General features: G+C 37.8%; 11 protein-coding genes and 1 pseudogene. 2 read left to right on the forward strand and 10 right to left on the reverse strand.

The genetic code is table 11. From position 1 onward, the window contains the following. Window positions 1-876, forward strand: an 876-nt coding sequence (locus E4661_RS19180) for a hypothetical protein (RefSeq protein ID WP_168796427.1), incomplete at its 5' end; no start/stop codon positions are given. Here E4661_RS19180 and E4661_RS18315 read toward each other — a convergent pair. The 10 genes from E4661_RS18315 to E4661_RS18360 all read right to left on the reverse strand — a co-directional run bounded on the left by E4661_RS18315 (window position 865) and on the right by E4661_RS18360 (window position 11266). Next, window positions 865-1866: a DUF288 domain-containing protein gene (locus E4661_RS18315; RefSeq protein ID WP_136468916.1), complete on the reverse strand. Its 1002-nt coding sequence runs from the start codon at window positions 1864-1866 to the stop codon at window positions 865-867. The two genes, E4661_RS19180 and E4661_RS18315, sit on opposite strands and share 12 nt — an antisense overlap. A gap of 124 nt (window positions 1867-1990) precedes the next feature. Next, a complete protein-coding gene (locus E4661_RS18320) occupies window positions 1991-2863 on the reverse strand; it encodes a hypothetical protein (protein WP_136468917.1) in 873 nt (290 codons plus the stop codon). A gap of 4 nt (window positions 2864-2867) precedes the next feature. Beyond that, window positions 2868-3917 carry a glycosyltransferase family 2 protein gene (locus E4661_RS18325; RefSeq protein WP_136468918.1) on the reverse strand — a complete coding sequence of 350 codons (1050 nt, stop codon included), beginning with the start codon at window positions 3915-3917 and terminating at the stop codon, window positions 2868-2870. 15 nt (window positions 3918-3932) lie between these two features. Next, on the reverse strand, window positions 3933-5231 hold the full coding sequence (locus E4661_RS18330) for an HlyD family secretion protein (RefSeq protein WP_136468919.1): 1299 nt from the start codon (window positions 5229-5231) through the stop codon (window positions 3933-3935). A gap of 6 nt (window positions 5232-5237) precedes the next feature. Continuing rightward, window positions 5238-7436, reverse strand: a complete 2199-nt coding sequence (locus E4661_RS18335) for a peptidase domain-containing ABC transporter (RefSeq protein ID WP_136468920.1) — start codon at window positions 7434-7436, stop codon at window positions 5238-5240. A gap of 44 nt (window positions 7437-7480) precedes the next feature. After that, window positions 7481-8656 (reverse strand): TlpA disulfide reductase family protein, encoded by a 1176-nt coding sequence (locus E4661_RS18340; protein ID WP_168796429.1) that lies wholly within the window; start codon window positions 8654-8656, stop codon window positions 7481-7483. A gap of 126 nt (window positions 8657-8782) precedes the next feature. After that, a complete protein-coding gene (locus E4661_RS18345) occupies window positions 8783-8977 on the reverse strand; it encodes a hypothetical protein (protein ID WP_136468922.1) in 195 nt (64 codons plus the stop codon). Window positions 8978-9022: 45 nt separating this feature from the next. Beyond that, the gene (locus E4661_RS18350) at window positions 9023-9259 is read right to left on the reverse strand and encodes a hypothetical protein (RefSeq protein WP_136468923.1); all 237 of its coding nucleotides are present in this window, start codon (window positions 9257-9259) and stop codon (window positions 9023-9025) included. A gap of 79 nt (window positions 9260-9338) precedes the next feature. Beyond that, a complete protein-coding gene (locus tag E4661_RS18355) occupies window positions 9339-9554 on the reverse strand; it encodes a hypothetical protein (protein WP_136468924.1) in 216 nt (71 codons plus the stop codon). 122 nt (window positions 9555-9676) lie between these two features. Continuing rightward, window positions 9677-11266 (reverse strand): vitamin K epoxide reductase family protein, encoded by a 1590-nt coding sequence (locus E4661_RS18360; protein ID WP_136468925.1) that lies wholly within the window; start codon window positions 11264-11266, stop codon window positions 9677-9679. A gap of 454 nt (window positions 11267-11720) precedes the next feature. Here E4661_RS18360 and E4661_RS18370 point away from each other — a divergent pair. Beyond that, a pseudogene (locus E4661_RS18370) lies at window positions 11721-12417 on the forward strand (IS1 family transposase). Window positions 12418-13010 lie beyond the last annotated feature (593 nt).

The following is a 13010-nucleotide window of genomic DNA, read 5'->3' on the forward strand; positions in this document are numbered from 1 at the left end:
AAACTACCATTGCTCTATTTTCTGTTCAAATATGGAAAGATATATGGTAAAGAGTTTTATACAAATTTTGCATTGGAAAAATTTGGAGAAATATTGATAAATGAATTTTCAGAAGAAGGGGATCCCCCCACCGATTTTTATCAAGGAAGCTTGGGAATAGGCTGGGGGCTGGTAAAATTTATCGAAGAAGGTTTTTTTGAGTTTGATGAGCTTGATGACACCTTATCAAAATTGGATGCTATGGTATTCAGGGAAATGGACCAAAAAATAGAATCCGATCTTGGGTCAGTTCATGGCCTATTGGATTTTTTAGGAATGGGATTTTATTTAAGGGGAAGGGCCGGACTGGCAAAGAAAGAATCAAGAAGTCCCGAAATTCTCCGATATCTTTTTAAAACAGTCCAAAAAATAATAAATATTCCATGTGATCTTTCAATGGGGAGGCCCTTGATACTTTCCCTTTTTTATCATTTCATATCTCAATGCAATGGAAACGACATGGATTTTGATGTGCCATTACAGGCCGATATAGAAAAATTTCAGGCAACACTGCATAAAGAAATTGCTTCTAAAAACATCATAGATCAATACCAACATTTATTGCTAGACAATGAAGTTTACGGGGCCATATGCTACAATAATTGTTTGGCCAATGAGCTTCCAGAGATATTGGCAGAAAGAGACTTGTTAATACAAAAGGTCTATATTACGGCAAATGAGATAATGGGCAAACTATATTCAATGACCAAAAACGATAAGGAAACACAAATCAATCAACTTGCCATATTGGGGATGACACTATTGGATGATAAATCTGGAATAGGTATTTCCTCTTTTAGTCAAGTATATAATGCCTACGCACGATTAATCACATAGGTTGTTTTGAAGACTTTCCAACCATGCCCCCAGAACATGTAATTCCCTTGATGATACAATATTGTTCTTTTCCAGGGCTTGGTATGCGTTCATCAAGTTTGTAGCTATGGTATGATTGGACTTGATGGCTTTTTTTACAATTTCAACTGTTCTTTCAGCATATAGGTAACAGGGAATCTCCTGTTCAAAATCCTTCATTAGATTGTGCTCGTTCCTTTCTTGGTATACCGTGGCCTCATTGATTCCCAATTGATAGCCATGGGCCCACATGATGGGCTGGGCGACCAATCCTCGCAATATATCCGAAAAGCGCATGGTGACCGTGGAAGGAATGTACAGCAATGGAAAAAGCTCTTTTCTAAAAGCGGTGTTCTGTGAATTGAACGGTGATAGTGTGCCCGTGGGCAGCACGATGTTTCCGTTCTTCTTGAAGATACATGGGACATTGTCCACCAATCTATAGACAGCATCAACATCGGGATCTTGATCGGCCAGCCCCTGCCACACTCCTACCGTCACCTCCTTTTTGTCCAATTCATTTGGGTGTATTTTTACATCTGGCGAGTTGATGAGGTGCAATGGAAGTCCACGGGGCCATATTCTTTGGTCTGAGTAATGGGAATAGATATTTACAAACCCGCTACGTTGTCTTATTTCGAAGAAATCACCATCAAAATTTGGGAATGACCAATCTTTATAGGGGATATTGTCATCATCTGTATCCACAATGATATCGGCCCCATTGTCGATTGCGTGTAGATAGCCCAAATTTTTCCTCGCATAATGGTTGCAGGGCAAAAGTTCCTCCATATTGGGAAAGCATTTTTTCTGCTCGTCCACTGATAGGTAAACAGTATTGTCCTCCTTCCAGTCAAAGGGAGTTTTTTTGTCCCCGACCACTATAAGTCCAAAACTATCTTTCTTGGAAAACTCCTTTACGGCCTTGGTAGGTTGGAATATGGTAGTGATCACAATATATCTTTTGCCCATAATTTGATTTTGAGAGTTGTCTTGTTTGGATTGCTTTTTTATTTCTTTAAATAACCAGGTTCGACCTATTGATGGGATTGGAAATTTAAGCCTATGTATGAATTCTTGATTATAATATGTTGGTTTAAATTTTTGAGCCTTCAATAGAAAGATGTTCAATGGTTTTGGTGAACAAAGAGTAAAGCCCAATTGTATTTCTGATATTCAGGGTCCGAACCAATAAAAGGAGAACTTCCCCTACTATGACAATATCTTTTTCCACAATTCCCGTACAATTTTTTTGGAAAAAAGTGGATATCAACCGCCACCATTTAATCTCAGAAGCGTCTTCATATTCTTTTTTACCTATATATTCCCCAAGATATTCCAACAACGCCTCCTTGTTCTCCATAAAATCTTGTCCACTAGTGGCCATTATCTTTTCCACTTGTTCTTCTGTATATTTTTTTTGCTCTTCTTCAATGAACTTGGTAAAAAAAGTTCTTTTTTCGCCATGATCATAGGGCAATGCATTATATAGAATGGTGAGTAATGGAATGAAGAGTTCTTCGGTGTCATCAACCAACTCCCTTCCATAATTTTCACAAAGTGTGATCAAAAAATCACTGAAACCCTTTTTTATGTCTATTATGCCGGGATGGTCATAAAAATCATCATAGATTCCATATTGAATGGAGTTGTTTCCATAATCCATAAAAAAACCTTCTTGTTTTTTTTCGATAGGGGCATTAGTCGATGGGTTATTGGACAGAAATGCCTTAAAATGGGTATCTGCTCCCAAAGCAACAGCATTGGCATTTTCTTTTTCGGCTTTTAACACCAATTTTATATGCTCTCCCCTGGTCTCACCCATGTATATTCCATAAGAGATGATTTTTTTGTTTCCCTGGACAAACGGCCGGATTGCATTTGTGACCAACACATCCCAGACCGATTTATTATAAAATAATGAAATGCACAGATCTATAGGGTCGGTTTCCTTTCTTTCGTCTGTCATATGCTTAGACATGTTTATATTGGACTACTTTCCCTTCTCCAAACGATTCTCCATTGACCTGGATTCTTTTTTCAATCAGGTTTTGTTTCATCTTTATCCGGTTGCCAATTTGTGAAAAGAACATCACCATTGACATGAAATCTTTTTGTTCCGTTATTTTAACATAATCAGGATTTTTTTTAATCCCTTCGACACAAAAATTCTTAAACAATGTATTTCCGTCCGCCGAATAATTACCTATTTCCCATTTATTGGCCATTAGGTTGTATTCGTATTCAAACTTTCTATTTTCAGGGAATAGATTTTCTATGGATTCTGAATTATGGGTCCTGTTGTCCACAATTTTTCCCCAATAAACTCTATTGTCCATAAAATGAAAAACAAGTTCAGAAACGGAGGGGGTGATATAGCGTAAATAAATTTTTTGGATTCCTGATGAATTATACTCATTTTCCAAACGTATGTCGTCATCATGGTTTAGGGCGGTCAAAAATTCTTTGTTGTCAATAAACTGGTTTTTTAACCCCAGTAGTTTCAATCTGTTTACAAGGTCAAAATCCTCAAAGCCATAATTTTTCATTGATTCATCATAACCTCCCAATTTCATGAAATCTTTCCTTTTCATGCATATCCTGCCGTAACAATCCTTTATGTTTCCATTTTTATTGACCGACAAAAATATATTATCGTCCTTATGAAACTGGGCATTGACGTAATCTGCAAAACCTTTTCCGATGAAATTGTCGGCATCCACATTGCAGATAATATCCCCCGTGGTCTGTTTGGCCACCACGTTCCTTGAGTGACTCCTTAAAAAATATTTAGGTTCTTCTGTCTTGAAGTACTTTAATGTCCCCTTTTTGATAAGATGGGACATTTCCGATTGTACCCACTCATCCAGACCATCTTTGGAATTGTAGTTCAATAGTATAAACTCCACGTTGCCATACGATATGTTGTCCTCAATATTTTTGTGGAGTGTTTGTTTTAAATGGTCCAAACGGTTCATACATACTATATAGAATGAGATTTTGTATTTTTTTTGCTTATCCATGTTAATAATGTCCTGTCAATATTTAAAAATATCTTTGAACTTGTAGAAGATTCGTTCGGCTACACTAAGATCTTCAGTGATGATTTCCGCATTGCCCAAAAGTTCTTGGTCAAAGGGAAGTTCCCGGTTATAGGAAGTCATTGTTCCACTGGGAAGGGAGATATAGACAAAATAGTTTTCCTCTTTATCAGGGGATATGGATATGTTCTTTACCTTACCGGACAATGTACCGTATTGTTGGTAAGGGAAGTTGTCCAATTTCACGAGTACTTTTTGATTTAGGGTGACCTTGCCCGCATTTTGTGAAGGGATGGTCAACTTGCCTACCAAGGTAGATTTATCGGTTGGCAATATGGAAAAAACTACCTCTCCTGAATTAATGAACTGATTGGTGCCCCAGAATTCCTGAAAGCTTGCCACTCCTTCAATGGAGGAAGAAAGCACATAGGTATGCTCCCAATCCCGAATGGCCTTTTTAAGGGTGTTGTATGCCTGTGAGAGATTGGCCAAAAAACGGGTATCATCCTCTTGCTTATTAATCTGGGTGCTCTTCAAGGTTTGTCCAGCAGAGGAAATGGCTTCTCGCATTTGCGAAATGGAAATGGCCATGGTGCTGATGTTCTTTTCCATCTGGAGGAATTCCAGTTTCTTGGTCTCGAACTCCTGCTCGGAGATAACCCCCTTTTCATAGAGTTTTTGATGCCGTTCAAAATCCTTTTTTTCAAGTTCGTATTCTTGCTCCAAGACTTGTTTTTGCTTGATTTGGTCCTTGAGCCTTAGTTTTATCTCTGCTAGGGATTGGCGGTTTCCCGACAATTGGTTGGTGTAAGGATCCAAATCCTTCAAAAGGGAATAGTCCACATAGCTCTTTTCAAAATTGATATAGGCCGTCTCAATATCACCCAGTATGAGGTTGGAAGTTAAGCCTATGGGAAATATAAGGCCACTGGACTTTAAAGGGAGAGTGTCTAAAATGGATTTTAAAAAATACACATCACGGGTGTTTGCAGTGTTTCGGATAATGGCCATGCGTTGCCCGACTTTAACGGTATCGCCATTCTCAATATAGATGTAATCTAACGCTCCAGAATATCTGGCCACTATCCTTTCAGTGGGCCGCTCCGTGGTAACAATGACCTTGGCCGTCACAAAATCGGGATACTTGATCATAAAAGAAAGGGCCAGGATGATAATGGTGAACATAAAGATCAGGGTAATGCCCCACCGCACGATCCAAGCTGGGGGATTGGTCAATATCTCCTGTACCTCTTCCGACCGTAGGTTCAGTTCTTCTATATTAAGGTTTTCCGGCATCTTCCTTTATGTATTTAGTTTTTCGAGTTCCAATTGGTTCTTTACCAAATTATAGTAAGCCCCTTTTTGAGTCAGCAGTTCTTCATGGGTGCCCGATTCGATTATTTTACCTTCATGCATCACTACAATCTGGTCGGCATTTTTGACCGTGCTCAATCGATGGGCAATGATGATGACTGTTCTATCCTTAAAAAACCGGTTCAAATTTTCCATAATAACCCGTTCGTTCTTGGCATCTAGAGCGGAAGTGGCTTCATCAAAACACAATAACTGAGGGTCTTTATATACCGCACGGGCAATGAACAATCGTTGTTTTTGGCCTGTGCTCACCCCAATGCCCTCGTTCCCGATTTTGGTGTTGAAACCGAGAGGGAGTGATTGTATAAAATCATAGATATTGGCAATTTTGGTGGCCTTGATCAAGCGTTCTTGATCAATGGTGTCCTGTCCCACGGCAATGTTATATGCAATCGTATCATTGAACACATAACCCTCTTGCATGACCACTCCACAGTGGTCTCTCCATGCCCTATGTGAAATACTGCCCAGATATTGGTCCCCGTAGAGGATATTACCTTTGTTAGGGTCATAGAACTTTAATAATAGCTTCATTAGAGTGGTCTTGCCACTGCCACTGGCCCCAACGATGGCAGTAACCTTATTGGCAGGAATCTCCATCTCAAGTCCTTTGATGACGTTCTCATCACTGCCCAGATACCTGAAGAAAATATTCTTGAGAACCAGATCTTGATTCGACCTTATTTTGTTGACAAGTTGTTTCTCTTTGTTTTCTTCATCGTCCTTATCATGTATCTCTGCCAAACGCTCCATACTGATCTTGGCATCCTGATAGGAACGGATAAAACCTACCATCTGACCAATAGGGCCATTGAGTTGCCCAATGATATATTGTATGGATAACATCATCCCTAGTGTAATATTCCCTTCAATCACTAAAACAGCAGAGGTAAAAGTGATTATAATGTTCTTGAGTTCATTGATGACAGATGAACCCACACCTTGCGTCTGTTCCAAAGTGAGACTCTGAATGGATACTTTGAACAGCCTTGCCTGAACAAACTCCCACTTCCAACGCTTCTGCTTTTCGGCATTGTGCATCTTGATTTCCTGCATGCCATTGATTAGTTCAATGACTGTACTTTGTTCCTGGCTCAATTGTGAAAACCGCTTGTAGTCCAGTTCTTTTCGTCTTTTTAAGAAATAGAGAATCCATAGGATATAAAGGATGCTCCCTAAGGCAAATATCCCAAAAATGGTAGGGCTGTAATAAATGAGTACTGCTCCAAAAACCACCAAGTTGAACATGGAAAACAAAGTACTCAAGGTGGAACCTGTCAATAGATTTTCTATACGGCTATGATCATTGATTCGTTGCATGATGTCCCCGGTCATACGGGTATCAAAGTAGGCAATGGGTAATGCCATTAGTTTGATGAAGAAGTCTGAGACCAAGGAAATATTGATCCGGGTGCTCAGGTGCAACAATATCCAGCTCCTGAAAACTTCCACACTGGTACGCCCCAAAAAGAGCATCACCTGTGCGGCCAGCACCACATAGATAAAGTTGATGTCCTGGTTCTGTATGCCCACATCCACAATACTCTGGGTGAGAAAGGGAAAAATGAGCTGCAACAGACTGCCGACCAGCAGCCCAATACACAACTGTACCAGTAACCCTTTGTACTTAAAAACATATTGGAAAAGGAAGCGGAGCGATTTTTTATCGGTGTCCTCCCAATGCAGTTTCTTAAACTTTGGTGTGGTTTCCAATAAGAGCACAATACCTTCCTTGGTATCTTCGGTGGCATTGTTGCCGATCCATCGGGGCAAAAAATCCTTTACAGTATAGGTGATCAGTCCATAAGACGGGTCTGAAATGTAAACAATCCCTTTTTTTATTTTATATACTACCACAAAATGTTGTTTGTTCCAATGAACAATGCAGGGCATGGGTACCTCTTCCAGTTGTTTGTAACTGAGTTTGGCACCTATGGTCTTAAAACCAATAGTCTCGGCAGCATCGCTGAGTTTTAAGAGGTTGCTTCCCTCCCGTGTGGTCTCGGCGAGTTCCCGGATTTCCTGTAACGAAATCAGTTTACTATAGTGCTTGGCAATAATCCGTAGGCATGTGGGGCCACAGTCTTTGGCATCGGGTTGTTTATAAAATGGGAAGGTTTTTTTCAATTAATTAACATTATTTGCGTTATGGAATTCAAGTAAATTCAATCTTAATCAATTAAATTTTTCAAGTCATATTTTAAATCATCCATATCGTTTAAAGAAGTTGATGCAGCAAGGTAACGTCCGACAATACTTCCCCTTTTATCGATTAAGACATATGCAGGAATAGGTTTAATGTTATACAATTCATTAATAGGTTTTTCATTATCCCAAGAATTTATGTGGTGCCATGTATCCGAACCTTCTTTTTGTATTGTTTGCAACCAAACCTCTTTATCAGAATCAATAGAAACACCTAAAATTTCCAATCCTTTTTTGTTGTATTGATTATATAATTTTTTTAAAATTGGATGATTTTCAAGACATGGAGCACACCATGATGCCCAAAAATCCAGTAAAACATATTTGCCTTTAAACTTTTCTAAACTAACCCTGTTTCCATAGGTGTCTTCTACTTTAAAATTGGGAGCTTTAAAACCAATAGTAGCTTTTTTAATTAGCTCCATTCTCTCTCTTAGCCTTATCCCATATAGTCCATTTTTTATTCTTGGATTAAGTTTCTCGTATAAACTCTTAAGAGTATCCATGGAAAGCCCTCTTGAATAGAAATGTAGCCAAAACGGGTTTAAATAGGATTCTGGATGACTTTGCAAAAAACTAAGTCGTTCAATTTTAATCTTCTCACGATAACCTTCCAATTCTAATGCTATTGATTCAATTGTATTTTCAATGAGCCTACGATTTTTGGGTTCATTTAATTTTTGTTTTCTCAACCTAATCATCTCAGATTTTAATTCATCTATTTTTGAATACAAAGGTTCTACACTATTTTCAAGAACTTCATATTCTTCTTGTGTTTTTGACCCTGATACAATAGCATCTTGAAAATTATTCTCTTTTAAAGAAATATAATTTTTAGTAGGCTCCATAAAAAAAAGAAATACATTTGGGTCGCTCATACTCTGAGACTCTATACTTCCCTGAATGCGAGCACGAACTGCGCCATTAATCTCTCCTTCAGCAAAAAATCTTCCATTTTTTATAGGAATTGTATCTGTAACAAAATAATTTAGGGAATTTTGATAAGCCAAGATTAATTGTTTTGTATTTGTTCCGTAAAACTTTCCGGAAAGTTGAAATTGATTATTCTTTTCTTCAGAACAACTATAAAAAAACTTGGTAGTTATCAGAAGTATAATTATCAAAAAATATTTTTGTAACATTTTATTCGATTTTAATAACAATCTTAAAAAATACCCGTTGCACATTTAAAGGAAACTTAAGATTCACTTTTTTTGTGAAAAAAATTAAAAAATGTGCAACAGGTCTGTTTTTGTGATTAATACAAATTAGCTGCCACAACCCCCATCATTACCCGAAGTAAAGTAGCATTTCGGGCAATCACCGCCACAGTCACTATCAGATTTACAATCATCAAAACATCCTCCATATCCACCATATCCTCCAAAAACAGTTTTTAATTGTTCTTTTTGAACCAAATCATCTTTGGAAAGGTTCAGCTTTTTTAAACTCAATTTTTTCATGTTAAAACAAATTTTAAAAATTACATTTGCCTTGGACGGTTAAGGTCACCCAAGGTTTGTGACCACATTTCGCGAAAATGTATCGTCTAGGCCCAAAACAAAGTTTTGGGCCATATTTTCTTTTTCTTGCGGAGGTTGTTCCTTATAATTCGTCCACATACCTCTTAAAGGGCTTTTGTTTTCTATATAAATCGTATGAGTGATTTTTTCAATGTTGTATTTTAGATACACTTCCATATTCCTTGGCATCGTATTGTTCAGGCCCCAACTCATTGGATACATCTTTACATGAGTTAGTCCTTAAATTTAAGAGCCCAACCCCTAGAAAAGAGAGTTGGGCTTAGATTGATTAAATTAAAAACTAAACACAACGGCAATATTCCCAGTTACAACCAAAAACTATTACTGGTCTACACGACGTGAAGATACTACATTCCGCATCACTAAAGCATGCGTCGTAACAATTAGGATTGTTTTCATTCTGACCATTGTATCCCCCAAAAACAGTCTTTAACTGCTCTTTTTGCACCAAATCATCTTTGGAAAGTTTTAGTTTTTTCAAACTCAGTTTTTTCATAATAAAACAAATATTAAAATTAACTTTGCCCTGGACGGTTAAGGTCACCCAAGGTTTGTGACCACATTTCGCGAAAATGTATCGTTCATGGCCAGGGTTTGCTTGGGCCGTTTTTTGTTTTTTTACCCTAAAACTTCTTTTAAATCTTCCACACTGTATTCCTTGGGCAATTCATGTCCGTTAATAAAAATTGTGGGGGTATGAGTGATTTTTTCGGCATTGCACCATTGGCGCATAGCTTTTATCTTGGTGTCCTGTTGTTCCAGTTCCCCGTTCATGGGGTATTTCTTGGCAAAGGTCTCATAATCTTTTTCTTTGGTTAAGTACCAATCATCTAATGACCGCTGTGTTCTTTTTCTATCACCTTGGGCATCGACGGCCAGGAAATGCCCTACCGGTTTGGCTTTTCGATCATTTTTGTCGGTGCTGGCGTTAAAGAGTATCTGAAGATTGATTTTTCCTTTTTCGAGCAGTTCTTCCAAGATGGGGTGTGCATTGGCACAGGGACCACAATAAGGATTGCATACTTTTACGACGTTGTATTTGGCCGATTCACTGGATAAAGTGATACCCAGACCTTCAGTACTTGTGGTTATTTTTCGTGTTTTGGAAAGAAGGCCATGGAGTACATCGGGGTTGTTTTTTATTTTTTTGAGTCCTCTTTTGTGCAAGTTGGCCTCTTTGCGTTCTTCCAATACTGGTTTAAGCCATTTCCATACAAAAATGGGCAATAATAGCATAGCAAGAAAAAATGATATATCGGTAAATTGGAAAGAACCTTGGTGAAAACTACCTATAAGTACAACAAGTACCTCTAGCATCAACACTGCCTGCATCACAATGCAGAACCTGCACCATTGCTTAATGATTGCTGCTTGATAGTATATAGAAGCAAATATCACTGGAACCGCTGACAAACTAAGATAGGATGAAAGGGTCAGTGATGAAATGGAAGCACGGGCAATGACCAATAATGATAATGTTCCAAAAAAATAGGAAAAGCCTAACAACCCCAAACTTAGTTGCCCATCAAATAGTTTAGCATATTTGGATTCCAAGACGGCATTGCAGTTTATCTTATTTCCCCCAGACCCCGAACAAAAACTTTGCAAAGTAGGATTATATTTGTCCACTTCATACCATAGAAGCATTGTTCCTGTTACTAATCCAATGAGTTTTAATACCATATATATAATGCCAAGGAAATAAGGCGTGCTTCCTAAAATAAAAGATTGAACCATTTCCATCAGAATCCAGCCTGAAAACAAAATAGCCACAGCCCATTTTAGAAAGTTCATCCCCTTTGCTTCCATGAGTTTCCTTTTAATTTCCGGTTCAGCAGAGGTTTCTGAGCTTTCTACCAAAAGACAAATCCCTGTCCACCTGTCCAAAAAATCTGTAGATGGAACGGTTTTGGTTTTGCCCTTATCATTCAGATAGACCGCCTCTTCATCGGAAAAATGCTCCAGTAGATGGAACATGCCGCCACTGTCAGAGAGTTGTACGATACAGGGAAGGGGTAGTTCCTTCAATTTTTCCCCATCAACCTTGACAGGCAGAGTCTCGATACTGTATTTCTCCAAGGTATCCGATATGCAGAGTAAACTGGGGTGTTCAGGATGCGAGAGTATGTTATCCTCAATAAATTGCTGCGTATATTTTACGTTAAGTCGGTTTAGTAATAGTTTTAGGGCTGCTATACAATTATCCATATAATAAATTCTTTCTTTAAAAAGTTGAAAATATATGAATAAATGTAGGCTGTTATTTACAAATAATAAATGTGTTTTTTGTTAAAAATTATATATATTTTGATTTATCCAACATTTGGAAAGGATGGATTGTGGAAAGAATCAATGAATTTCTTTTTGAGAATCTGTGGTCTATTATCCAGTTAAAGAACTCCTTTTGTAAAGTATTTAATACGTCTTTACCGTAATGATATTTATTTAATGTATGCATTGGTGTATGATAACTTTTTGTCAAGATGGGTAATGTAGTAAAATAGTTGATATTCCAATGTGCTATCACAATCTACTAAAAATCAGTGGCAAACAATTTGTTTTATCACTGGTCTTGATATTATGGAATACACTTGGCGCAATAAAGATTTGGGAGATGTCATAAAACAAGGGTTGTTTTCATCTTTGTGTGGTAAATTAGTGGATGGAGAAAACCTACTGTCCAAACTGTTCTGGAAGCCTGTCAAAAACGGAAAGCAAAATGGCAGGCAGCGTTACCAGTGCCGATCCTGTGGAAATCCTTTCAATCATCATATCGTTATACGGCCTGCAGATAAAGCGTAGACAATATGATAAAGAGCTTGCTCAGGGAAGGTTGTGGGGTGAGGGACATTTCAAGGGTAATGGGAATCTCTGCCAAAACGATCCTGTCAAGGATCATAAAGATAGGTAGGCGGTCCGTTCCTCCCCAAATTATGGAACATGGCCGTAGTTTTGAGGTTGATGAGCTATGGAGCTTTGTAGGGAGCAAGTCCAACTCTGTTTGGATCACCTATGCCATTGAAAGGAAAACAAAACAGGTCATCGGTTTTTTTGTAGGCAGGAAGACCAGGGAAAGCATCAGACCGCTCATTGACAAACTTTTACTGCTTCGCCCAAAACGAATCTATACAGATGGATTGAACATCTATCCCGGTTTGATTCCAAGGGAAATCCATCGGCAGTTCCAATACTCCACAAATAGGATTGAACGATTGAACCTTACTCTTCGTACCCATATCAAGAGACTCTCGAGAAAGACAATATGTTTTTCAAAAAAACAAGAATATCTCGTGGCACACCTGAAAATCTGTTTTTGGGACGGGACTTGTAATAAAGGCATGACTGTTCATCATTCTTAAAAGAATGAGTTTTTCATTGTGTGGGAAAAACCCATTTTTAATTAAAGTCAATCACTCCTGATATGAAATGATCTATTGATAATGCTTTCAATATCTTCCTTCAAAAAGTTTGAACTTTGTCCCTCCGCGGTCACTTGAAAATCAAGACTTTAAAGATTTATTTCTTTAAAGTCTTTTTTATTTGCACTCAATTTGCACTCAAAAATCGGCGTCATCTGACGTATTATGAATTGATTTGATATAAATTGTCACGAATTCACTCAATAATCAATTCCGAAACAGCTTTTATGTTACCAAGTTGTTTCTTTATTCAAGTGTAGCATTTTGTAATAAAAAACATAAAATAAGATGTTTTTTCACTTAATTTAGTAGTTAATTTCTTTCCCCCATCTATTTATTTCAATACTATATCTGATTAAGGATGTATTAAGGGGGTACCATTGATTTCCTTAATTACTTGGCTAAGTGCATATTCCTGTGAAAGTGAACCAGTGATTCCTGTTTAAAGTGAGCATAGCAAACCATGTTCAGGAACGTATCCTAAGAGAGTGTCACAAAGTATTAAAATTTGGCGTTTTCATCATTTAATTTTT

The sequence above is a fragment of the Flagellimonas onchidii genome, assembly GCF_004804315.1.
Classification (GTDB): Bacteria; Bacteroidota; Bacteroidia; order Flavobacteriales; family Flavobacteriaceae; genus Flagellimonas; species Flagellimonas onchidii.